Below are 21958 nucleotides of genomic sequence, written 5' to 3' on the forward strand. Positions count from 1 at the left end.
CATCGGCCGCTCCTTCCAACTCAGGAGCCACCTTCAGAATCGATTTCTGCCCAATTCGCAATGCCTTACAGAGAACGCTCACATGCGATTCCCCTGCCCTGGAGGGGGAGGGTCGATCACGCGCAGCGCGAGCGGGGTAGGGTGATCTCTCCACACGGGCGCCGCTTCTGTGGAGAGACTGTCACCCCACCCCCGCGACGCATTTCGTTTCGCTGCATGCGTAGCGACCCTCCCCTCCCAGGGGGAGCGTAAGAAAGAAGCTACGTCTTCACCACCAGCGCCGCCATGCTCACCGCCAGCCAGCCCAACATCATCACCGTTCCACCCGTCGGCGCTGCATACGGAAATAGCCCAGGTCCCGCATATTGCCGCCAGGTGAGATCGCCCGCGAACAGCGCGGCGCCCGCTGCAAGGCCGAACGCGGCAACGAGGCCAATTCCGCCATGCAGAAGGCCGCGCGCGAGCAAGGCGACGGTTGCAAGTATGGCAGTTGCATGAAACAGCAGCATGGCGCTGGCAGATGCCAGCCGGCTCGCATCGCCGCCATGCGCGGAGGCGGCCGCCAGCGCAACGCCGGCGGCGCCCATCAAGCCGGCCAGCCCAATCAGCAGGCGTTGTGCCGTCATCAGGCGGTCCGCTCTTCCAAGAGCTTCGCCATGGCGGCGCGCAGCTCGGCCATGCCGGTCGAACTCCGCGACGAGGTCGCGAGCACGTTCGGGAATGCAGCCGGATGCTTGGCCAGCGCGGCCTCGGTCTCGGCGATGCGCGATTGCAGCTCGGACGCCTTCACCTGGTCGGCCTTGGTCAGCACGATCTGGTAGCTGACGGCGGAGCGGTCGAGTGTCTTCAGAACCTCGAGATCGACGTCCTTGAGACCATGTCGCGCGTCGATGAGCACGTAGACGCGCGCGAGTGAGGCACGTCCCAGCAGAAATTTGTGGATCAACTCGGTCCAGGACGCGACCTGGCTCTTGGGCGCCTTGGCGTAGCCGTAGCCGGGCATGTCGACGAGGCGCAGGTCACTCTTTCCCGGGACCTCGAAAAAGATCAGCTCCTGGGTGCGGCCCGGCGTATGCGAGGTGCGCGCCAGCGCGTTGCGCCCCGTGAGCGCGTTGATCAGGCTGGACTTGCCGACGTTCGAGCGGCCGGCAAAGGCGATCTCCAGCCCCGCCATCGGCGGCAACGTGGCAATCGAGGGCGAAGCCCAGATGAACTGCCAGTCGCGCGCGAACAGCTTGCGCCCGGCCTCGATCAGCTTCGCATCTTTGTCGTCGGTCATGCTCAAGGCCCAGTGCTAGTTCCTCATGGTGAGGAGGCGCGCAAGCGCCGTCTCGAACCATGCAGGCCCGGGAGCCCGTCGCCATCCTTCGAGACGCGGCCTTGCGGCCGCTCCTCAGGATGAGGTTCGAAGTCCTCGGCTTACGTCGCTTTCCTCGCGAACGTCGCCTTGAGATTATCGAACAGCTCCACCTTCACGCCGTTGCGGCGCATGATGTAGCTCTGCTGGACCACCGAGAGCAGGTTGTTCCAGGCCCAGTAGATCACGAGGCCCGCCGGGAAGCCGGCCAGCATGAAGGTGAAGATCAGCGGCATCCAGTTGAAGATGATCTGTTGCGTCGGATCCGGCGGCGTCGGATTCAGCTTCATCTGGAACCACATCGTGATGCCCATGATGATCGGCCAGATGCCGAGCGCGAGATAGTGGCCGAACACGGGAATCGTGGTCGGGTCGAACGGGATCAGTCCGAACAGGTTGAACAGGTTGGTCGGATCGGGCGCCGAGAGGTCCTTGATCCAGCCATAGAAGGGTGCGTGCCGCATCTCGATGGTGACGAACAGCACCTTGTAGAGCGAGAAGAACACCGGGATCTGGATCACCACGGGAAGACAGCCGGCGACCGGGTTGATCTTCTCCTTGCGGTAGATCTCCATCATCTCCTGCTGCTGCTTCACCTTGTCGTCGGGATAGCGCTCCTTCAGCGCCTGAAGCTGCGGCTGGATCGACTTCATCTTCGCCATGGAGGCGTATGACTTGTTCGCCAGCGGGAAGAACAACAGCTTCACGATCACGGTCACGAGCAGGATCGAGATGCCGAAATTGCCGAAGAAGCGATAGAAGAAGTCGAGGCCGAGAAACATCGGCTTGGTGATGAAGTAGAACCAGCCCCAGTCGATCAAGAGATCGAAATGGTTGAGGCCGAGCTCCTTGTTGTAGCCGCCGAGGCCTGCGAGCGGGAAGTTGATGCCGACCACGCCGGCTTCCTTGGCGCCCGCGAACAGCCGCGTGTTGGCTGTCGTCGTGCCGCCGATTGCGACGGTCTGCGCATCTTGCAGATAGTCGGTCTGGTACCGGATCTGGGTACCTGGTTCGGCGACGAAACGTGCCTTGAGCGTTGCGGACGTGTCGGGAAGGAGCGCGGATGCCCAGTATTTGTCCGTAATGCCGAGCCAGGCATTGGTGACCTTGTTGAATTCGAATCCGTGTCCGCCGTTGCCGATCGCAGGGGCCTCGCTGACGGCCTTGTAAGCCTTCTCCTGCAAGCCCTGGTCGCCGAGATAGCCGATGAGGCCTTCATGCAGGATGTAGTAGCCTGAGACTTGCGGCGTGCCGTGGCGCGAGATCAATGCGAACGGAAAGAGCTTGACCGGCGCGTTCCCGACATTGGTCACCTCGTCCTTGATGCTGAACAGGTAGCGGTCGTCGATCGTGATGGTGCGGCGGAAGGTGAGGCCCTGACCGTTATCAAATTTCAGCACCAGCGGCGTGGACGGCGTCAGGCTGTTGGAGCCCTCCTGCTGCCAATCGGTGGTCCGGTCAGGCACCTTCGTGTCGCTTGTCGCGGCCACCCAACCAAATTCGGCGTAATACGGCTCCGCCGTGCCCGAGGGCGAATAGAGGATGATCGGCGGCGACTTCGGGTCGACCGTTTCTCGATACTGCACGAGCGCAAGGTCGTCGATGCGCGCGCCTTTCAAGGAAATGCTGCCGGTCAAACGAGGCGTTTCGATCTTGACGCGAGGGGAGGCGGCAATCGCGGCCTCGCGGCTGACGATCGGCTGGGCCGGCTGGTTCGCGACAGGGGGAGCCGAGGGAGTGCCGCCCGCCTGCGGCGCGGCACCCGGCGTCGCCGACGCCGTCGGCTGCGGTGTGCCTTTCTGGAGCTCGGCCTGCGTCTGCTGCTGGGCGCGCTGCTTCTCCATCTGCGGCACGTTGTAGAAATACTGCCAGGCGATCAGCACCAGGCCGGACAGAATGACGGCGAGGATGGTGTTGCGATTGTCGGTCATCATTCTCTCGTCATCAATCCGGTTTGCGGCTTATCGCGGGGCACGGCCTTCGCCGGTCCCTTGGGCGTATGCCGCGCGGGCTTCGCGAATGCTATGCGCAGATCGTCGAGCATGGTCGCGAAGTCGCGCGAGAGCGCGTCCCTTCGGCCGACCAGCACATAATCATGATGGGGTTGCATCGACACCGGATCTAGCCGCTTCACCAGTTCGCGAAGCCGGCGCCGGATACGATTGCGCTCGGGGGCGTTGCCGTTCTTTTTGGTAACGGTAAAGCCGATCCGGATCGGGCCGCCGTCGTCCCGGCGGCGGCTTTGCAGGACGAACGCGGGACTATTCACCCGCGCGCCATTGGCAACGGCGAGGAAATCCGCCCGCTGCCTCAGCCGATCCATGATGAATCCCGGAAAAAGGGGGTCCGGCTCAGGCGCTCAGACGCTTGCGGCCGCGGGAGCGGCGGGCGGCGAGAACCTTGCGGCCGCCGGCCGTGGCGAGACGGGCACGGAAGCCGTGACGGCGCTTGCGCACCAGTTTGCTGGGTTGATAAGTCCGCTTCACGGGTTTTTCTCCGCTGACCGGGCAATTTGCCTGTAGAATTGATGGTAAAGTCCGGAAGATGCGGCCCAAAACGGGCCCTTTTCCGGCCCCAAGAGAGCCGCTCCCGGTGTCGCACCGGGTCATCGCGGACAATTCGCGCGGCTTATAAGCGAGCGCCTTGTTTTCGTCAACGCCGCACAAGCGCGCGTTTCCAGTGAATATCGCTGTTTGTGCGGGGTTTTTAACTCTTGAGGTAGCGACTCGCTTTATCAGCGCTTACATCTCACCTCGGCAGATTAGCGATCCGTAATTTGACCGGGCCCGGGGCCGGTCGCATCTTGCATCAGCCAAGGCCAACAGGGGCGAATTTCGTGGCAGCCACAGATCGCCAGCCGATCCAGGATCTGGATCAGCCGGACCAGCCGGCGATGCGGCCGCGCGGGTCGCGCGGGCTCGGGCTGTCAGGCAAGCTGCTGCTGCTTACCGTCCCGCTGGTGATGATCGCGGCCAGCCTGCTTTACGTGCCCGCCATTGCCAACTTCTGGGTCAACCGGCTCAACGACCGGGTGGCGGCGGCCAACACCGCGGCGCTGGTGCTGGACGCCGCGCCGCTCGGCATGGTTCCCGATTCGCTGTCGCGGCAGATTTTGAAGAGCATCAATGCCCGCGCCGTCGCCATCAAGATGGGCCAGCAGCGCCGGCTGCTCGCCAGCGACAACCTTCCTACGGCCATCGAGCATGACATCGACCTGCGCGACATGACAGCGTGGGAGGCGATCACCGGCTCGTTCCGGATGATGCTGGAGACCGGCAACCAGGCCATCCGCATCGTTGGGCCGGGCGTCGGCAACGCCCAGTTCATTGAGATCGTGACCGACGAGCTGCCGCTGCGGCAGCAGATGTACCGGTTCTCCCGTAATGTCGTGGTGGTTGCGCTGATCATCGCGGCCCTGACCGCCGGCCTCGTCTATCTCGCTCTGCATTATCTCTTCGTGCGCCCGATGCGGCGGCTCACCGCGAGCCTGGTCGGCTTCCACGAGAATCCCGAGAGCTCGGCGCGGATCATCGTGCCGAGCCAGCGCAGCGACGAGATCGGGGTGGCCGAGCGCGAATTGTCCGACATGCAGCGCGACCTGATGTCGATGCTGAATCAGAAGAGCCGGCTCGCCGCCCTCGGCCTCGCCGTCTCCAAGATCAACCACGATCTGCGCAACCTGCTGGCCTCGGCGCAGCTTTTGTCGGACCAACTCGCCAGCGTGCCGGATCCGCGGGTGCAACGCTTCGCGCCGAAACTGGTGCGCTCGCTCGAGCGCGCCATCGCCTTCTGCCAATCCACGTTGTCCTATGGCCGCGCTCAGGAGGCCGCACCAGACCGCCGCATGATCCTGATCGAGCCGGTGGTGCTGGAGGTGCGCGAGACCGCTGGGCTCGCCAACGACGCCTCGATCGCCTGGGTTTCCGCAATCGAGCGCGGGCTTGCCGTCGATGCGGATCCCGACCAGCTGTTCCGCGTGCTGCTCAACCTCGTCCGTAACGCCGCCCAGGCGCTGGAAAGCCATGCCTCGTCCGGCGAGGGCGGCGTGCAGCAGATCCGGATCACCGGAAAACGCGAGGGCGCGGTCGCCATCTTGGAGGTTTCCGACACCGGCCCGGGCGTGCCCCAGAAAACCCGGGAGCACCTGTTCGAGGCGTTTCAGACCTCCGGCCGCCCCGGCGGCAGCGGCCTTGGCCTTGCCATCGCCGCCGAGCTCGTCCGCGCCCATGGCGGCGACATCCACCTCGTCGAAGGCACCATCGGCGCCACCTTCCGTATCGTCATCCCCGACCGCCCCGTGGAACTGCTCTCCATCCGCAACGAGCGGGCGCGGGCGTAGCCGGCCAGCCGGCAGTCTCCCGTCATTCCGGGACGGCCCAAAGGGAGGGCCACGGAATCTAGAGGTTTCGGCGCGAGATTCCGCACTTCTCGCTTCGCGAGCCCAGGAATGACCATGCTGGCGGTCATCTCCTTGCAAAATCTCCCCATCCCGGATCTTGCCAACAGGGACAAGAGCGGCTAGTCAGAGCGCTCTTTCGCACCCCTCCCGGCCTTCCGGGAGATGCGTCGCGGGTCATGCCCGCCATCGCTGCTTGCGAAAAACGCGCCCGTAGCTCAGCTGGATAGAGCATCAGACTACGAATCTGAGGGTCGGACGTTCGAATCGTTCCGGGCGCGCCATTCCTTGACGCCGGGCAGGCAACCGGCATCCGAGATCGCGGATTGGCCGCGCCCTGTCGGGAACCAAATGAAGATATCGCAGGCATTCAAATTCGAGGCGGCGCATCGGCTGCCGAAGGTGCCCGAGACGCACCGATGCAGCCGGCTGCATGGTCATTCCTACCGAGTAGAGGTTCAGCTCGAAGGATCGGTCGACCCGCGCACGGGCTTCGTCGTGGACTTTTTTGATCTCGAGAAGTGCTTCGCCGACATCGTGGGCGCGTTGGACCACAGGTGCCTGAACGACGTCGAGGGGCTCGAGAACCCGACGGCCGAAAACATTGCGATCTGGATATGGGACCGGCTGGAGCCGAGCGTGTGGCAAATCTCGGCTGTCCGCGTTTACGAAACGGCGGACTGCTGGGCCGAATATCAGGGGCGGTGACGCGCGACGGCGCCGTGGTCAAAATGCGCTCGACATCGCATCCCGAACCGCAGCCTCGCTCGGCTGGGATACGCGTGGCGGCATTCACCGCAGCCCCTGTTCGTCGATCAGGATGCGGTGGATCTCGATGCGTTCCGGCAATTCGATCAGGAATTCCGGATCGCGCGCGAGATGATGCACCTTGGTCGGCTCGCCCTTGGTGAAAGCCGTCATGGCCTCGACGTCCGCCCAGTAGGAGATGGTCGTGAACCACGTCTCCTCATCGCGGTCCTCGCGCAGCTGCTGCACGCCGAGCGCCGTCTTCAACAGCGGCGGAATGCCCTCCGCCTGCAGATAGGTCTGGTAGGCGTCAGCGATGTCGCGGCGGGTACGGCCGCGCCAGATGCGGGCGATGGTCGGCTTGGTCGGCATGGTGGACTCCTTCAGGCGAACGCCGTGCTTCGCATTCTCGTTCCAGCGTCTCCATGTCACGGCCCTCGACAGCCGCCCTGGAACTTGGTGCCACATCATTGATCTGAAGCAATGATGGTCTTCGGCACAAGTGCTCTTCTGAACATCAGCTGACCGCCGCCTGTAATCTGTTTCACACGCAAACGCGCTCAATGACGCTACACGAACCAGACCGCGCTCCGCGCGGCCTGGTCCGGAGCTGGCGATGATGGCTGCACTGGCAAAAGCACTCTCCCGTGCAATGAGAACCACCATCGACGTCGAGACCCTGAAAATCCTCATGATCTTCGCGGGAGCGTGGGCGCTACTCTTCCTCGTTGCCGCCATGATCTACGGACAGGCGCTGAAGGCCGCATTATTCTGAGGTCGCGCGAGTAAATCGCCCTTCGCCGCGAGACGAGCCCTCGTCCTGAGGGCCCGCCACAGGCGGGCGTCTCGCGCGCGCCAGCGCCGGCCCTTCCGGAAACCTATTGATGATCGATTGCAGCCTGCCTCAGCGCCGGCGCGACGTGGGTGAGCCGCCGCGTCGTCGGTCAGCGCGTCGCGCTCTCGGATTGATGCCGGGCTTGCCGCCCCGCAGGAACTTCCACTTTTTCCCGACGTTGAGCAGGCGGCTCCCACGGTCCACCGATGAAGAACTTTGCCAATACCGAGTTTTCCCCTGAGGTGATCGAGCTGATGACCACCGCGCTGGAAGCTGCGATTGCGACCCTGCCGGAGCCCGTGCATTCCTCGCACGTCAATGCACTCGCCGAATCCATCCTGCGCACGGCCGGTGCGGGTGAGCGCAACCCCGCCGCCTTGCAGAGGATCGCTTTGATGGAATTGCAACTGGCGCCGCGTCATTGATGAGGCCGACATGAGGACAGCAGCTGCTGTGGTCATCGCGCTCTGTGCGACATCGTCTGTTGCCGGGGCAGACAGCTGGACGACCTACCGGATTCCGGAATCCGGGACGTCGGCCGACATTCCCGCCTCGCTTTTCACCGAGCCCGCCGGAAAACCCGACGGATACGGCCAGCAATTTCGCACGGCCGATGGCCGCGCCGATCTCACCGTGCAAGCTGTTCCCAATCAAGGTCTCTCGCCCGCCGAATTTCTCGCCAGGAAAAATCCGCCGTCCGGGATCATCTACAAACGGATCACACCGAGATTTTTCGTAGTCTCCAGCATCAAGCGCGGCAAGATCTGGTACGACCGATGCAATTTCTCGCGGCGCTACGTGCATTGCGTGCTGATCAATTATCCGGCGGCCGAGAAGCGGCAATGGGACGGCATCGTGACGCGCATCAGCCACAGCCTGAGTGCCGGTTGACCTGGGCCAACACAACAAAAAGGCTGCCCGAGCGACTCGGGCAGCAGGTCGTGAGGATGGCGCGTTTTCTAGCGAGGTGGATACCGGTCCGCGCGACGAAAACGCGTCAAGCCAAGGAGCTTCAAGACAAGGAGCTTCGGTTCTGATTCCACCAGAACCGATATGCTCTAGCGAGCCGTCGTCGATGTCGTCGACATGGTCGGCTTCGAGCCCGGTACATGCGACATCGTCTTGGTGGTCGAGCCGACCTCTTCGCCGGCCTTGACCTTGGTGCGCGTATGCGAGCGGCTGAACGTGCCGCCTTCATGGGCCTGCGCCCGCGCGTTGGAATTCAGCACGGGCCCGTTGCCCTTGTTCGTGCTGACGCCGGTCTGGGTCTTGCCGTCGACGGAAGCGGCGCTTCCACCGGCCGCAATCGAGGAGCCGGTGCTGCCGGTCGGCGACGTTGACGTGCCGCCGGTGCCGACGGTGGAGGCGGATGTGCCGCCCGCGGCGGCCGAGCCGCCGCTTCCGCCCGTGATGCTCTTCTGTGCAAGAACCGGCGAAGCGGCAGCGAGCAGGGCCGCGACCGCCGCGGTCGTGAGTAAGTTTCTCATGTTTCAATCCTCTATCAATCAGGGTGACGATGTCGAGATTGTGCAGCCGTTGACGGTGATGGTGCTAGCACTGGTGGAGCCAGGACCGCCCGCCGTCGACGACGAGCTCGAGACGTTGCCGCCGCCGGCCTGCACATGCACCGATGATCCGCCGGCCGAGCTTGAGCTCGACAGCGAACTGCTCGATGAGGTCGACCCGGTCGTGCCCGAGCTCGATGAGCCGACCGCGGTGATGCTTCCGTCTGCATGCTTCTCGACCTTGACCTTGCAGGTCTCGCCTGATGCCGTCTTGCCGGTTTTTTCCATGGTCTCTGCCGATGCAGCGCTGCCCATCAGAGCCAGCGCCATGATCGCAACGATTGACTTGTTCATTGCGGCTCCTCCTCAACATGGACGAAGGGAGCGGCACGTGGCCGCTCCCGGGATGGGACTAATTCTTGTCCTTCTTCCACTCGTCCTTGTTATGGCCCTTGCCCTTCTCGAGGCCCATGTCGCTGGCGTGGCTACCGGACTTGCCGTCGCCCATGCCGGGCGACTTCGACGCGCCGGACTGACCAACGGTCGAGCCGCTGCCGGCCGCCGAGCCGCCGGTGCCGACGCTGGACGAGCTCTTGCCGCTGCCCGCCGACGAACCGCCGGTGCCGAGCGTCGAGGCCGAGCCGCTTCCCGAGCCGCTGCCGGCCGCCGAGCCACCGGTACCCACAGTCGAGCTGCTGGTGCCGCCGCCCGCAGACGAGCCGCCAGTGCCCAGCGTCGACGCAGAACCTGATCCGCTGCCCGAGCCGGCCGATGAGCCGCCGGTGCCGACCGTCGAGCTGCTCGTGCCGCCGCCCGCCGAAGAGCCGCCGGTGCCGACCGTCGAACTCGATTGCGCAACAGCGAGTGCCGTGCCGGCCAACAGCGCGGCCGCAGCCGCAGAAAGCTTCAGGATCCTCATGTCCATTCCTCCAGGGTTTCCAAAAACAAATCGCCAAATCAGGCACGGGATAAATTGGCAAACGCGCAAACGTTCCTTGCGTCGGACACGTTGACGCTTTTGCGCAACCTGAAGTGAAGTTCCGCGCTGCGCGAACACGGCCACGCATCCTTTTATTCATCTGGCGTTCATCTGGAGCGAGTGCGAACGGCTGCGCGCCTCATGCGCCGCGATCACGCTGCATCAGCACATCTCAGAACGCCCCGACCATCACCTGGCGATCGTAGAGTCGACGTGGGGACGCCGAGCGAGCCGCGCGATTTGAACGGAGACCGGCTGCTCGCGTCGCGCCGCGCTGAGGTGCGGGCGTGTTCGTCTCTGGCTTCCGCGGTTCGGCCATCGCCAATGCGTTGCTCGCAACGTGGACCGGCGGCTCGGCGGCGAGCAGAGGCGAAGAGACACTGGCGGCGATCTGAGTGGACGTGTCGAAGACGATTTTTTCAGGCAAGGCTCGTGCGGAGTGGATGCGAATGATGCTTCGGTCGACCTCCGGGCCGACAGAGCGCTCGCCAAGTGGCGGCAGATTGCGATCGAGTGCGAAGAGCAGCGCCACGACCAATGCGCCTGCAAACAGGAAATATCGAATGATGGGCATCGGGCCCCCTACCGCAAAATGAAAGCAGGATGCACGGCGAGCCGCTCCTCCACGGCCCGCCGCGCGGCGGAGTTAATCCACCTCCTGGACCACCATGCGGGTCTCGGGGTCCACCAGCATGACCCGGTTGCCCGAATAGACGTAGCGATACTTCGTCAGCGACGGGCCCCAATCGCTCGGCACGCTCGCGAGCTCGACATCGCGCGGGACCGGCGAGCCGACCACGATCTTTTCGCGCGTCTCGACCGGACGGATCTTGTGCTCGGTGACGTAAGATCGAATCTTGGTGCGGTATTCCGGCTCGATCTGCACGGTCGCGCCGTGTCCGGCGCCGGTCGTCGTGGTGACGGTGGTTTGCGCCATCGCGCTCGTCGACACGAGCAGAGCGGCGGCCGAAATCAGCATGAACTTCTTCATCGCATTCTCCCTCGCCGCTTCATGCGGCGCTGCGATGAACTCGCCATCAGCTCGGCCGTTCCGCAGGAACGCGGAACGTTTGCCGTTTTTTCCTGTTTCTTCCCCGGGAGCAGTTATTCGGAGGAGAGGATAATGCCTGTATTGATTCTCTGGGCCGTGCCGGCGATCCTGGTTGTCGGCGGTGGCATCTATCTCATTGGCCACATGCACTGAATGCAAAGGCCCCGGTTTCTGAATGCAAAGAACCCGGGGCTGCATATCTGCAGGAAATCCTCGCCGACCTCGTCAGCCCTACGTTTTCAAAAACTGAACGGCATCGTACGAGTGACAGCTGGCGGTCGTTTGCCTTACCGCCACCCCAGCGCCGGTGCCACCTGAGTCAGGATCGCCTCGAGCGCATGCACGCAGTAGGCGACGCCGAGCTGGTTCGGAATCGTCAGCAGCAACGTGTCCGCTTCCGCGATCGCCTCGTCCTGGCGCAGTTGCTCGATCAGCACGTCAGGCTCCGCCGCATAGGAGCGGCCGAAGATCGCGCGGGTGCGCGGGTCGATGAAGCCGATCTGATCCTCCCCTCCGCGTTCCCCGCCAAAATAAGCGCGGTCGCGATCGTCGATCAGCGCGAAGATGCTGCGGCTCACCGATACGCGCGGCTCGCGGCTGTGCCCCGCCTCTTTCCACGCCGCGCGATAGGCGCGGATCTGCGCCGCCTGCTGCACATGAAAAGCCTCGCCGGTCTCGTCGTTCTTCAGCGTCGAGCTCTGCAAGTTCATGCCGAGCTTTGCTGCCCACACCGCGGTGGCGTTCGAGCCGGCACCCCACCAGATGCGTTCGCGCAAGCCTTGCGCATGCGGCTCGAGGCGCAACAGCCCGGGCGGATTGGGAAACATTGGCTGCGGATTGGGCTCGGCAAAACCCTCGCCGCGGAGCAGGTCGAGGAAGACTTCCGCGTGGCGCCGGCCCATGTCGGCATCGCTCTGGCCCTCGGCCGGGCGATAGCCAAAATAACGCCAGCCGTCGATCACCTGCTCGGGCGAGCCGCGGCTGATGCCCAGCTGGAGCCGCCCACCGGCGATGAGGTCGGCGCTTCCTGCGTCCTCCACCATGTAGAGCGGGTTCTCGTAACGCATGTCGATCACGGCCGTGCCGATCTCGATCCTGCTGGTCTTGGCGCCGACGGCGGCGAGCAGCGGAAAGGGTGATGCGAGCTGCCGGGCGAAGTGATGTACGCGGAAATAGGCGCCGTCCAAGCCGAGCTGTTCCGCCGCAACCGCAAGCTCGATCGATTGCAGCAGCGTGTCCGCGGCCGAGCGGGTCTGCGACTGCGGCGAGGGCGTCCAGTGTCCGAAGGACAGGAATCCGATCTTTTTCATGGAGGCAAAGTAAGTATGATCGCAGGAGTTTGCGATACGCCGGCTGGAGGAAAGTTGGACAAGAGGGGAAGCCGTGTACCCGCAAGTGCCGCCCTTTGGGAGGAAGCAGACCTAAGCAGACAACGCCGTCATGTCGCTTTTTGACCCATCGCAGGCGTTCGGGCCTCTGGGGCCGGCGTCGCGTTTTGACGCTGAACAGACGACTAAATGTTGCCGACGGCGACGCATTTGGAAAACGACTGTCGCCCGACAGCGCAGAGCCGAGGCCTCGTCATCGCTCTGCATGGTCTCGCCATGCGTGCGCAGCGTCTAGCGCCGCTTCCCAATAAGACGATGCGGGCATCCGGTGCTCACGTAAAATTACCGCCAAATGCCGGATAGAAGCTAGCGCACCGGCACGGTGCGGGTCATCTTGCTGTGCTGGCCTAAGGTCTTGCAGTAGATTGTTGAGCAGTATTGCTGCTCGATCTTCGCAGGTCTCCCGCGCTTCTTGCAATATCAGCAGCGCGTAACGCGCCTCTACATACTGGCTCATTATCGTCGCCTGAATTCAACCGACGGAGACCGAAAATCTTGCCTCTGTGCTGGTAATGTCCCTTACCTGCCGCAGAAGAGGCGCAGACCGGAGCACCGGTTGTTGCTTTCCGGCAGCGGCCCTATTTCGCAGGCAATTGGCGCTTTCCATGAGCCTCCCCGCGTTCGCACTTTCCTCCAGTTCGCTCCGCCTTCTGCTCGGCTAAAAGCACTTGCGCTCGCAACTGTTCCAGCTCGGCAAGTTGAAAGGCGAGCGCTTCAAGGCGGTCGTGAAGAACTACAACTTCGTGCGCGCGGCCGTAGTGCATGCCAGCCCCTCTTCATTTAAGACTTGGCCCGTTCGCTGGACCCGGGAAAATCTGGCAACTTCGGCCATGGCGCGCATTTACATACAGCAAGGTGTATCGCACCAAAGGCCAGTTAGCCGGGGGCACCCGCCGCATCGCATGCTTCGCGTCTGATGCTGGAGGACCTGGACCAATCCTTCGCTATGCGTGTCTCGGTTCTTACGCCGGCTGGAACTGCGTTGTTCGGCTTATCGGTTGGCCAGGCCATCGAGTTCCAAACGCCAGGCCCAAACAGCTGGTCCTTGAGGGTACTCGGCGTGTTGAACTGAAGGAGGCGTCGGTATGCGCGGTGCTTTCAGCTAGAACAGGCCGCCTTAACGGTCATCGGTATCAGCGTCGTTCTGGGTGTCGTGCTCTTCCTGGCAACCTTCTTCAGGGCTTGAAGGTCCAACTGAGCTGCCCCTCGATCTATGATCGAGCTGGGGCCCCCGACCGCTGCTTACCCACGGCTCTTTCCATCCGCGCTTTTAGGAACCCCTCACCCCAGTGTAGCGAAATGGCGCAGGCCGCTGCAGACGGGAACAACCGGAACTTCAGTCGCGCGTCCTCGTTGGCAGTGACTACTTACGAGCTTGAGGAGGATACATGAAGAAGCTGATCGTATGCGGCGCTCTCGCCGCCTTTGCCCTCGGCACACAGGCCGCCAGCGCCGCCGAGTTCTACATCGTTCGCGACGCGACCACCAAGAAGTGCACCGTGGTCGACACCAAACCGACGACTACCACTACGACTATCGTAGGCGACGGCATCTACAAGACCAAGACGGAAGCCGAGTCCGCCGTGAAGACCACCAAGGTCTGCACTGAACAGTAAAACGGTTCTTGCAGGGCCTAGCCGGCCCGGTGAAAAACGTTCTGATGCAATTGGAGGAGAAGATGCCTGTGCTGATTTTATGGGCCGTTCCTGCCGTGCTCGTTGTTGGCGGCGTCGGCTATTGGTTAGTTCACATGCACTGAGCGAACACCAGCTCGCACGAAAGGCTCGCCCTCAAGCCGGGCGGGCCTTTTTTGTGGTCTGCGAAGCCTCGCTCAGCAGAAAAAAGGGCCCCGGTTGGGGCCCTAATCTTTCGCGAGCGCTCGACCTGCTAGTTGTAGTCCGAATACTTGAACTGCGGGAGCGCCTTCAGCTGCTCCTTGTTGCCGCTCATGACGGCGTGGTCGGGGACCCAATCGTTCGCGCTGCGGTTAGTCGTATTGGTCGAAGCCGCGCCGGTAGTCGTGTCGCGGGAGGTGGTCGAGGTGCTCGTCGAGCTCGTCCGGACAGGCTCTTCGACGAACTTCAGCTTGTCCATCGAGACGGCGATGTCGTGTTCGCCCATGCCGAGAAAGCCCCCGATGCCGATCACCACGGCGTTGATCTTGCCGCTCTTGTCGACGAGCAGTTCGTTGACGTCGCCGAGCTTCTCGTTGGCCTCGTTGTAGACGTTCAAGCCCATGAGCTTCGAGGCTCGCCAATTGCCCTTGAGCGCCATCTTCGCGTCCACCGGTTGGGCGGTGGCAGCCGGCGCAGCGCGATCAGCCGGTTGAGTGGATTGCGCGAACGCAGCGCCGCCGATCACGGCAGTGCCAAGCAGAGCCACGGCAAGAAAGCTTTTCATCTACTATCTCCTCCACGTGAGAACCGCACCCGTTCAGATGCCGGCCTCAACGCCCGGAACTGCCACTTGTTCCCGAACTCGATCCCACCGGAGCCAGCAACCCAGCGACGTTCGGTGGTCACGATTCGGACGGAAACGCCCCTAGCAATGTCGTCAAGATTGCAGCGCAGACCGCCACGAGGACAATTTTTAGCAGCGTTCTCATGCGCCGTACGTCCTCGTTCGAGCTCTCGATAGACGAAAGTGCACGCCAGACCAGATGCGAGCAAGGCATTGCAGTGATTCCTACTACCATAAGCCCCTCCCAAAAAGCGCATTCTTCAAAGCACGATCTATGAATGCGTGAGCAAAAATGGTGCAAGTTGCGGAAGGTGCCTGCGGCTCGGCCTCTCGCGGCGCCCAAGTGCGGAAGTTCGAGGTGGAGGCCAGCGCGCCAATCCATGATAGTGTCCATGGCGGGTAACGGGGCTCGCCCGCCGGCCTACCGTGCTCAGATGAGGGATGTCGATGGATCTCAGGCGTACGGAGCCTCATCCGAAACTGAGGAACGTCGTTCGCTCCTTCGAAGAACGCCGCGCGACGCTAGGCTCTCACGTGCTGGCATTTCCGCTGACGGCACGTCCGCATCAGATTATCGATATTTACCTGGGCGATCCATTACGTCTTCGCCTCGATGGCGGGCGCCTCGCGACCGCGCCGGAGATGGTCGTCGTCGGGCCCCAGGGCGCGCGCCGGATTCATCTCTATGCTTCGGGTCAGTTACATATCTTCAACATTCTGCTGCAGCCGGCAGCTCTGCACCGGCTGGTCGGAATCGGAATGACATACCTGATCGACGAAGGCGTCCCGGCACGCGACGTGCTCGGAAACCGCGCCGCGCTCCTCCAAGACGCCGTACGATCGGCGCAGGACTTTTCTTCGCGTGTCGCCGCGGCAGAACGATGGTTTGGCGCCATGTTGGAAGGCCGTGCCGCGGAGGATGGAATTGGCGTCACGTCCCGCCGTCTCATGTCCGCCCGGGGTAACATCCGGATCGCCGCATTGGCCTCGCAATCGGGTCTGAGCGCCCGCCAGTTTCAACGTCGCTTCACGATGCAAACGGGCCTTCCCCCAAAATTGTACGCGCGCACGGCGAGATTTGATGCCGCCTTGACGATGCATCGCAATCAGCCGGCCAAGCCGTGGACGCAAATCGTCCACGAGGCCGGCTACTTCGATCAGGCGCACTTCGTCCGGGAATGCTACGCGCTAGTCGGCCTGCCACCCCACCAATTCATCGGCGATTGGGACAACATCCTCTCGCCCGATGGCTGAAAAATACAAGCCATGAAGCCTCAGCCGTGGTTTGCTTGCCAGTAGGCAAACGCGACTCAGGGGTCCCACGATGGCAAGCAACGGCGGCAGGATGGCACGCAATTTGGTGGTTAGTGCCGCGATGATAGGCTTTGCACTGGTGGCTTGCGTTTCAGACGCGTCGGCTCAGCAGCAAGAACGTGCGGGCCGCCCCGGTGAAATCGTGGTGACGTTGCTCGGCACCGGCGGCCCCGAGCCAGGCACGGCGCGCTTTGGGCCGGCCACCTTGATACAAGCCGGTGGACTCAATCTGCTATTCGATGCGGGCCGCGGCGTGACGGTGAGGTTGTATCAGCTCGGGATACCCGCAGGGAAAGGCATCGATGCCGTCTTTCTCACCCACTATCATTCCGACCATGTCGAAGGTCTGCCGGACCTCTGGATGACCGGATACATGTTCGGACCGTTCGGCTTCCGCAGCCGACCATTGCGACTGTTTGGGCCATCGGATGGCACAGGATCGGGCGGAGCGGCGAGAATCGCCAAAGGGCTCACCGAGGCGTTTGCGGACGATGCGCGGATACGAATGGCCGACGAAAAAATCCCGGCCGTCGCCACCCAAATCGACGCGCATGACTTCCAGGCTGATCGGGTCGTGTTCGAGGAGGCCGGCGTCAAGGTGACGGCATTCGCCGTCAATCATGGTGACCTGATCAAGCCGTCAGTGGGATATCGCGTTGATTATGGCGCGAAGTCGGTCACGTTGTCAGGTGACACCAAGTTCGATGAGAATCTCATCAAGTTTGCGACGGGCACGGATCTTCTGATCCATGAGGTTTTTGCCACGTCCGCGAAACTGGCAGAGTTGCCGTACATGAAGCCAGTCGCGGACCATCACACGTCGCCCGAACAGGCCGGCGAGGTGTTTTCCCGGGTCAAACCGAAGCTCGCCGCCTACACACATGTCATACTCCTCGGTGTGAGCCAGGATGTACTCGTGTCGCGGACCAAGGGCACATATGCGGCTCCGTTTCAAGTTGGCGACGACCTTATGCGGTTCGAGATTGGCGACAGCGTCGCCGTCAAGAGATGGAATCCGGAGTTTCGCGGATATTCCGATTAGATGCGCAGGAACTAATCCTTGACGATCCGCTGCTGGCGGTCTGCCGGATGAGCCCGTCACGAGGGACACTTAACAGTAAGCTGCCCTGGCTGCGCGACTACTTTGAGCAGAACCTCAGGTTAGACGGCGCTATTCGTGGGCCAAAAGGGGAGCTGGCGAACATTTGAATTGGTCAGACTTTGGGCAATCTCGTGACTTGAAGCGAACGTGGTAGCGCGAAAAGATCCCCGCATCGTTCGTCAGCTTTTGGGCCATCTGCGAAATTGAGCATCGGCGGACCAAAGTCCGGTCATTACATTAGAGCGGGCCTGATTTGCTCAACCTGAGTTCTTCGCACTTTGACCCGAAGCGGAAGTTCCGCGTTTCGATGCGCAACGTATTACCATGGGCTCGTCGCAAGCCGGAAGGATCAACTTGGGGGGCGCCGCCGATTGCAAGGATGCATAAGTGATCAGTATGAGCAATGGCATCCCAACCGGCAAAACTTATCTCGGGTTCGCCTTGCTCTGGCAGGTCGTGTTCTTCGTCGCGTGGATCGCTTGTATCGTCTTTTTTGAGGCTGGTTACTTCGCGACCACAATGGTTGTGATCCTGCTCACCGCGTATGGGTTCTTCCGACATGCCAGATCGATTGGCCGTCGCGCAAAGCAAGGCATTCGGCGGCCAACGCCTGAGCTTCGCCGATGGCTCTCGATCACGTCAGGGCGCCGAGACGCAATCAACGGCGGTCCTCGCTATTAAACGGCTGGTTCTGGCCCTGAACGGACGTTGGGTCGCAGCGTGTGCCCTCGTCAGAGTGCGACTGTTTCCTCGACAACATGTTTCAGCGGCGTCCCCTCAGCGGACAGGGTCATTCGCAGTTTGAGCTCGCCACCTTTCACCGCCCCGCTACGCACTAGGTTCTCGATTTCACGCTGCGATGTAACTCCGACATGCTTCAGAAACTTACGGATAGCCATATTGAAGCGGTCTTCATCGAACTCGGCGGTCATGGCTTTTCTCCCTGATCGGCTGGACAAAGTCTAACACATTGGCGATCCCGTGTTTACAGCCCCCCAAGTCCCGGACTAGGGATCAATGATCGGGACGTTCATTCGCCGCTTGCTTCTGGGCATCGTGGCGAGTTCAAGGTTTGACGACACGAGTAAGCCGCCTCGCTTCGCGGCGTCGCTCGTCAGGACGTCGCCGTTGGGCCCTTAGCTGACTTGCAAAGGCGAACCGGCCAGGTCTGCTTTCGAAGGCAGAACGGAGGCGCCTGCCTGGGGGCTGATCGATAATAAATGCACGCGCTAGCGCATCCGGATTTGGTGCCGGCCGTGTTGACGAAGCCGTGACGGCTCGGGCGTGGACCACCCAGTCGCGAAGGGTGAAGCCGGTGTCACACGGTGCTACCGTCCGGTGCTAATTCCCCGGGGAAGTATAAATCCCCCTGCAACGCGTCGATCAGGCGTGTGACAGCCTGCGCGTGGGACGCGGTGTGAAGCTCGAGGATATCGATACGGGCAGAGACCGGGCTCGCTCTATTCCACGTGCCCGATGATGCCATCATGCGCCTGTGTTGCCCGACGGGGCAACGACTTTTTGCCCGACGGGTCAACATCTCTCTGCAAAGTGTCTAAGCCATTGATCCCGCTAAGGGCGCCTACTGCGCATGGGGTTGTTTTTGACATTCTTGTTGCGGGGGCACGAAAGCTCACTCGTCCCGCTACTTCACCACCCGCACGCCCTTGGTTGTAAACCGCTGCGTCCTGACGCCGGGGCGAACCGGGCGCTTCGTGCCGGCGGCCTTGCCGGTGCCGGGGGGCTGGTGCGCGGGGACGAGCTGGTGGGGCTGCGAGCCGATCAAATCGGCGCGGCCCATCTCCTTCAGCGCCTCGCGCAGCACCGGCCAATTGTCGGGGTCGTGGTAGCGCAGAAATGCCTTGTGCAGGCGGCGCTGGCGCAGGCCCTTGATCGCCTCGACCTTGTCGCTGCCGCCGTGGCGGACGCCGCGCAGGGGGTTGACGCCGGTGTGGTACATCGCGGTGGCGGTCGCCATCGGCGAGGGCAGGAAGGTCTGCACTTGATCTGCGCGATAGCGGTTCTTCTTCAGCCAGAGCGCGAGGTTCATCATGTCCTCGTCGGTCGTGCCGGGATGTGCCGCGATGAAATAGGGGATCAAATAGTATTTCTTGCCGGCCTGCTCGGCGGCTTCATCGAACATCCGCTTGAAGCGGTTGTAGGCGCCGATGCCCGGCTTCATCATCTTGTCGAGCGGGCCGCGCTCGGTATGTTCCGGCGCGATCTTCAAATAGCCGCCGACGTGATGGGTGACGAGCTCCTTGATGTATTCGGGGCTCTCCACCGCGAGGTCGTAGCGCACGCCGGAGGCGACCATCACCTTCTTGATACCACGGGTCTCGCGCACCTTGCGATAGAGCCGGATCAGATCGTCATGCGAGGTGTTGAGGTTCGGACATATCTCGGGGAAGACGCAGGACGGCCGCCGGCACGCCGCCTCGACCTTCGGATCCTTGCACGCCATCCGGTACATGTTGGCGGTAGGGCCACCGATGTCGGAGATCACGCCGGTGAAGCCCGGCGTCTTGTCGCGGATCTTCTCGATCTCGCGCAGGATCGAGCCCTCCGAACGGTTCTGGATGATGCGGCCCTCATGCTCGGTGATCGAGCAGAAGGTGCAGCCGCCAAAGCAGCCGCGCATGATCGTCACCGAGAATTTGATCATCTCCCAGGCGGGGATCTTTGCATCACCGTAGGACGGATGCGGCGCGCGCGCGTAAGGCAGGTCGTAGACCGCGTCCATCTCCTCGGTGGTGAGCGGGATCGGCGGCGGGTTCAGCCAGAGATCGCGATCGCCGTGACGCTGCACCAGCGGCCGCGCATTGCCGGGATTGCTCTCCCGATGCAGCACGCGTGAAGCGCGCGCATAGGCCTCGCGGTCCTGCTCGACCTGTTCAAGGGCCGGCAGGCGGATCACCGTGGCGCCGCGTTGGCGCGATGCGCCCTCGTCGGCGGAGTCGAGATCGTCGGCGTGCAGCTCGGTGTAATCCGCAGGGACCTTGCGGAACAGCGCGACGCCCCTGATGTCGTCGAGCTCGCGCGGCGCCTCGCCGGCGGCGAGCCGCTGCGCCACTTCGACGACGGCGCGCTCGGCATTGCCGTAGAGCAGAAGGTCCGCCTTGGCGTCGGCCAGCACCGAGCGGCGCACCTTGTCGGACCAGTAATCGTAATGTGCGATCCGGCGCAGCGAGGCCTCGATGCCGCCGAGCACGATGGGCACGTCCTTGAACGCCTCGCGGCAGCGCTGAGCGTAGACGATGGTGCAGCGGTCCGGCCGCTTGCCGCCTTCGCCGCCGGCCGTATAGGCATCGTCGTGGCGCAGGCGGCGGTCCGCGGTGTAGCGGTTCACCATGGAATCCATGTTGCCGCCGGTGACGCCGAAGAACACGCGCGGCTTGCCCAATGCCCTGAACGGCTCCGCCGAGTGCCAGTCCGGCTGCGCGATGATGCCGACGCGAAAACCTTGCGCCTCGAGCAGCCGGCCGATGATCGCCATGCCGAAGCTCGGATGATCGACATAGGCATCGCCCGTCACCAGCACGATGTCGCAAGCATCCCAGCCGAGCGCATTCATCTCGGCACGGCTCATGGGGAGGAACGGCGCCGGCTTGCGCGGGCGCGCCTGTGCCATCAGGGGCTTTTCGGCGGTGACGATCTGGGTGTCCATACGGATAGGCATAGGGGTCCGGGCGGGTGAATTCAACCAATCGATGCGTGGCCTTTGCCGATGTCTCGCCGATGCAGCTTGGCGGCATCGTCATGACGAGTCGAGCGGGGAGTTCCATCCTCGCGGCCGCGCTGATCGGGTGTCGGCCGCGGGAACCAATCGCCGCTGCGGACATTCTGGTCCAGGGTTCTAACCGGGCCCGTGTCGCGCGCGCCTCCACCATCTCGGCGTTCGTGACGTCGCCTCTGGCGATGGGGGAATTGTGAGCACCGTCATAGAGAACTTGCTGATGCGGAAGCAGAAGCTCGTGGAACAGCTCGAGACAGCGCAGTCGGTCGAAGACCGCGACAGGCTTGAGCACCAGCTCGAACAGATCAACACCGCGCTGGATTTTCTGGACAGGCCGGGACCGGAGGAGGAGCCGTGACGGCGCTCAATCCATCCTCGGCCCCTCCATCTTCATCTTCACCGCCTCTCCTTTCAGCGCCTCTAATTTCAGCGCCTTGGCATAGACCACGCCCGAATTGGTGATGTGCGTCGTCATCAGCGCTTCGAAGGAGGCTTGCTCGCCGCGTGCGAACAGATCGAGCAGTCTGCGATGCTCGTCGAAGGACGAGCGGGTGCGCACGTCGATCGGCGAGGTCAAATTGGTGCGGAGCGCGGCGACGCGGCCGGAGACGAGCTGATAGGATTCGGCGAGGTAGCGGTTGCCGCAATGGGCGAACAGCGCCTCGTGAAAAGCGGCGTCGGCGCGGCCATAGGCGATGTTGTCTCTTGCCGCGATCGCCGGCTCCATCGCGGCGATCGCTGCGCTGATCGCGGCGACAGCACCGTCGCGGTCGTGGCGGAAGGCGAACTCGGCCGCCTTCGGCTCGAGCGCGATGCGGAAGGTGCAGAGCGCATGGATGTCCTCCGCGCTCGGCGTGAACACGAAGCTGCCGACCTGCGGCCGGATCACCACAAGGCCTTGCGCCTGCAGCTGGCCCATCGCCTCGCGCACCGGCGTGCGGCTGACGCCGAAGGAATTTGCCACCATCTCCTCGGAGATGGCGGCGCCGAGCGCGAACTCACCGTCGATAATGGCCTGGCGCAGCCGCTGCATCACCCGCTGCGACAGCGATTTCGGCGTATCGAGCTTCAATGACTTCATGGGCTCG

29 protein-coding genes and 1 tRNA gene are annotated in these 21958 nt (G+C 62.9%); 12 read left to right on the forward strand and 18 right to left on the reverse strand.

What is annotated here, in order from left to right:
• Positions 1-260: 260 nt before the first annotated feature.
• The 5 genes from IVB01_RS32455 to rpmH form a co-directional block, all read right to left on the reverse strand.
• A complete protein-coding gene (locus IVB01_RS32455; protein ID WP_247281526.1) occupies positions 261-626 on the reverse strand; it encodes a DUF423 domain-containing protein in 366 nt (121 codons plus the stop codon).
• A complete protein-coding gene (yihA, locus tag IVB01_RS32460) occupies positions 626-1279 on the reverse strand; it encodes a ribosome biogenesis GTP-binding protein YihA/YsxC (protein ID WP_247281525.1) in 654 nt (217 codons plus the stop codon). The genes IVB01_RS32455 and yihA overlap by 1 nt, the downstream gene beginning before the upstream one ends.
• Before the next feature lie 140 nt (positions 1280-1419).
• Complete coding sequence (gene yidC, locus IVB01_RS32465; protein ID WP_247281532.1) at positions 1420-3288, reverse strand: membrane protein insertase YidC; 1869 nt, start codon at positions 3286-3288, stop codon at positions 1420-1422.
• A complete protein-coding gene (rnpA, locus tag IVB01_RS32470) occupies positions 3288-3680 on the reverse strand; it encodes a ribonuclease P protein component (RefSeq protein ID WP_247281524.1) in 393 nt (130 codons plus the stop codon). The genes yidC and rnpA overlap by 1 nt, the downstream gene beginning before the upstream one ends.
• A 28-nt stretch (positions 3681-3708) precedes the next feature.
• Complete coding sequence (gene rpmH, locus IVB01_RS32475; RefSeq protein ID WP_212501943.1) at positions 3709-3843, reverse strand: 50S ribosomal protein L34; 135 nt, start codon at positions 3841-3843, stop codon at positions 3709-3711.
• A 407-nt stretch (positions 3844-4250) separates the two neighbouring features.
• Between rpmH and IVB01_RS32480 the strand changes: the two genes are divergently transcribed.
• The 3 genes from IVB01_RS32480 to queD all read left to right on the forward strand — a co-directional run bounded on the left by IVB01_RS32480 (position 4251) and on the right by queD (position 6461).
• Positions 4251-5696, forward strand: coding sequence for a HAMP domain-containing sensor histidine kinase (locus IVB01_RS32480; RefSeq protein ID WP_247281531.1), 1446 nt, complete (start codon positions 4251-4253; stop codon positions 5694-5696).
• 264 nt (positions 5697-5960) lie between these two features.
• Positions 5961-6037 (forward strand) — tRNA-Arg (locus tag IVB01_RS32485).
• Between the two features lie 4 nt (positions 6038-6041).
• Complete coding sequence (queD, locus tag IVB01_RS32490; protein WP_247281523.1) at positions 6042-6461, forward strand: 6-carboxytetrahydropterin synthase QueD; 420 nt, start codon at positions 6042-6044, stop codon at positions 6459-6461.
• An 84-nt stretch (positions 6462-6545) separates the two neighbouring features.
• On the opposite strand, the gene IVB01_RS32495 is transcribed toward queD, so the two are convergent.
• The gene (locus IVB01_RS32495; RefSeq protein WP_247281522.1) at positions 6546-6872 is read right to left on the reverse strand and encodes a hypothetical protein; all 327 of its coding nucleotides are present in this window, start codon (positions 6870-6872) and stop codon (positions 6546-6548) included.
• Between the two features lie 244 nt (positions 6873-7116).
• On the opposite strand from IVB01_RS32495, the gene IVB01_RS32500 reads away from it, so the two are divergent.
• The 3 genes from IVB01_RS32500 to IVB01_RS32510 all read left to right on the forward strand — a co-directional run bounded on the left by IVB01_RS32500 (position 7117) and on the right by IVB01_RS32510 (position 8226).
• The gene (locus IVB01_RS32500; RefSeq protein WP_247281521.1) at positions 7117-7275 is read left to right on the forward strand and encodes a hypothetical protein; all 159 of its coding nucleotides are present in this window, start codon (positions 7117-7119) and stop codon (positions 7273-7275) included.
• 266 nt (positions 7276-7541) lie between these two features.
• Positions 7542-7760 (forward strand): hypothetical protein, encoded by a 219-nt coding sequence (locus tag IVB01_RS32505; protein WP_247281520.1) that lies wholly within the window; start codon positions 7542-7544, stop codon positions 7758-7760.
• Between the two features lie 10 nt (positions 7761-7770).
• Entirely contained in the window at positions 7771-8226 is a 456-nt protein-coding gene (locus IVB01_RS32510) for a hypothetical protein (RefSeq protein WP_247281519.1), read from the forward strand.
• A 167-nt stretch (positions 8227-8393) separates the two neighbouring features.
• Here the strand turns inward: IVB01_RS32510 and IVB01_RS32515 are convergent, their stop codons facing one another.
• The 7 genes from IVB01_RS32515 to IVB01_RS32545 all read right to left on the reverse strand — a co-directional run bounded on the left by IVB01_RS32515 (position 8394) and on the right by IVB01_RS32545 (position 13022).
• Positions 8394-8822, reverse strand: coding sequence for a hypothetical protein (locus IVB01_RS32515; protein ID WP_247281518.1), 429 nt, complete (start codon positions 8820-8822; stop codon positions 8394-8396).
• Positions 8823-8840: 18 nt separating this feature from the next.
• Complete coding sequence (locus IVB01_RS32520) at positions 8841-9194, reverse strand: hypothetical protein (protein WP_247281517.1); 354 nt, start codon at positions 9192-9194, stop codon at positions 8841-8843.
• A 58-nt stretch (positions 9195-9252) separates the two neighbouring features.
• Positions 9253-9759, reverse strand: a complete 507-nt coding sequence (locus tag IVB01_RS32525; protein WP_247281516.1) for a hypothetical protein — start codon at positions 9757-9759, stop codon at positions 9253-9255.
• Positions 9760-9991: 232 nt separating this feature from the next.
• Positions 9992-10351, reverse strand: a complete 360-nt coding sequence (locus tag IVB01_RS32530; protein WP_247281515.1) for a hypothetical protein — start codon at positions 10349-10351, stop codon at positions 9992-9994.
• A 114-nt stretch (positions 10352-10465) separates the two neighbouring features.
• Positions 10466-10810: a DUF1236 domain-containing protein gene (locus IVB01_RS32535; RefSeq protein ID WP_247281514.1), complete on the reverse strand. Its 345-nt coding sequence runs from the start codon at positions 10808-10810 to the stop codon at positions 10466-10468.
• Positions 10811-11157: 347 nt separating this feature from the next.
• On the reverse strand, positions 11158-12180 hold the full coding sequence (locus IVB01_RS32540; RefSeq protein ID WP_247281513.1) for an LLM class flavin-dependent oxidoreductase: 1023 nt from the start codon (positions 12178-12180) through the stop codon (positions 11158-11160).
• A gap of 656 nt (positions 12181-12836) precedes the next feature.
• Positions 12837-13022: a hypothetical protein gene (locus tag IVB01_RS32545; RefSeq protein ID WP_247281512.1), complete on the reverse strand. Its 186-nt coding sequence runs from the start codon at positions 13020-13022 to the stop codon at positions 12837-12839.
• 152 nt (positions 13023-13174) lie between these two features.
• Here IVB01_RS32545 and IVB01_RS35825 point away from each other — a divergent pair, with 152 nt between their 5' ends.
• Positions 13175-13330, forward strand: a complete 156-nt coding sequence (locus IVB01_RS35825; RefSeq protein ID WP_346015511.1) for a GreA/GreB family elongation factor — start codon at positions 13175-13177, stop codon at positions 13328-13330.
• Between the two features lie 316 nt (positions 13331-13646).
• The gene (locus tag IVB01_RS32550; RefSeq protein ID WP_247281511.1) at positions 13647-13874 is read left to right on the forward strand and encodes a hypothetical protein; all 228 of its coding nucleotides are present in this window, start codon (positions 13647-13649) and stop codon (positions 13872-13874) included.
• Positions 13875-14145: 271 nt separating this feature from the next.
• Here the strand turns inward: IVB01_RS32550 and IVB01_RS32555 are convergent, their stop codons facing one another.
• Positions 14146-14658 carry a PRC-barrel domain-containing protein gene (locus IVB01_RS32555; RefSeq protein ID WP_247281510.1) on the reverse strand — a complete coding sequence of 171 codons (513 nt, stop codon included), beginning with the start codon at positions 14656-14658 and terminating at the stop codon, positions 14146-14148.
• Between the two features lie 501 nt (positions 14659-15159).
• Here IVB01_RS32555 and IVB01_RS32560 point away from each other — a divergent pair.
• Complete coding sequence (locus IVB01_RS32560) at positions 15160-15972, forward strand: helix-turn-helix domain-containing protein (protein WP_247281509.1); 813 nt, start codon at positions 15160-15162, stop codon at positions 15970-15972.
• A 70-nt stretch (positions 15973-16042) separates the two neighbouring features.
• Entirely contained in the window at positions 16043-17074 is a 1032-nt protein-coding gene (locus IVB01_RS32565; protein ID WP_247281508.1) for an MBL fold metallo-hydrolase, read from the forward strand.
• Between the two features lie 297 nt (positions 17075-17371).
• Here the strand turns inward: IVB01_RS32565 and IVB01_RS32570 are convergent, their stop codons facing one another.
• The 3 genes from IVB01_RS32570 to IVB01_RS32580 form a co-directional block, all read right to left on the reverse strand.
• The gene (locus IVB01_RS32570) at positions 17372-17695 is read right to left on the reverse strand and encodes a hypothetical protein (protein ID WP_247495183.1); all 324 of its coding nucleotides are present in this window, start codon (positions 17693-17695) and stop codon (positions 17372-17374) included.
• 170 nt (positions 17696-17865) lie between these two features.
• A complete protein-coding gene (locus IVB01_RS32575; protein ID WP_027547784.1) occupies positions 17866-18066 on the reverse strand; it encodes a DUF6494 family protein in 201 nt (66 codons plus the stop codon).
• A gap of 713 nt (positions 18067-18779) precedes the next feature.
• On the reverse strand, positions 18780-20801 hold the full coding sequence (locus tag IVB01_RS32580) for a YgiQ family radical SAM protein (RefSeq protein ID WP_247281530.1): 2022 nt from the start codon (positions 20799-20801) through the stop codon (positions 18780-18782).
• A 26-nt stretch (positions 20802-20827) separates the two neighbouring features.
• Between IVB01_RS32580 and IVB01_RS32585 the strand changes: the two genes are divergently transcribed.
• Positions 20828-21067, forward strand: a complete 240-nt coding sequence (locus IVB01_RS32585; protein ID WP_247459098.1) for a hypothetical protein — start codon at positions 20828-20830, stop codon at positions 21065-21067.
• Positions 21068-21090: 23 nt separating this feature from the next.
• Positions 21091-21228, forward strand: a complete 138-nt coding sequence (locus IVB01_RS32590) for a hypothetical protein (RefSeq protein WP_247281505.1) — start codon at positions 21091-21093, stop codon at positions 21226-21228.
• 6 nt (positions 21229-21234) lie between these two features.
• Here IVB01_RS32590 and IVB01_RS32595 read toward each other — a convergent pair whose 3' ends face one another.
• The gene (locus tag IVB01_RS32595; protein WP_247281504.1) at positions 21235-21951 is read right to left on the reverse strand and encodes a GntR family transcriptional regulator; all 717 of its coding nucleotides are present in this window, start codon (positions 21949-21951) and stop codon (positions 21235-21237) included.
• Positions 21952-21958: the final 7 nt, after the last annotated feature.

Origin of the sequence: Bradyrhizobium sp. 164, assembly GCF_023073715.1 — a bacterium.
Lineage (GTDB): Bacteria > Pseudomonadota > Alphaproteobacteria > Rhizobiales > Xanthobacteraceae > Bradyrhizobium.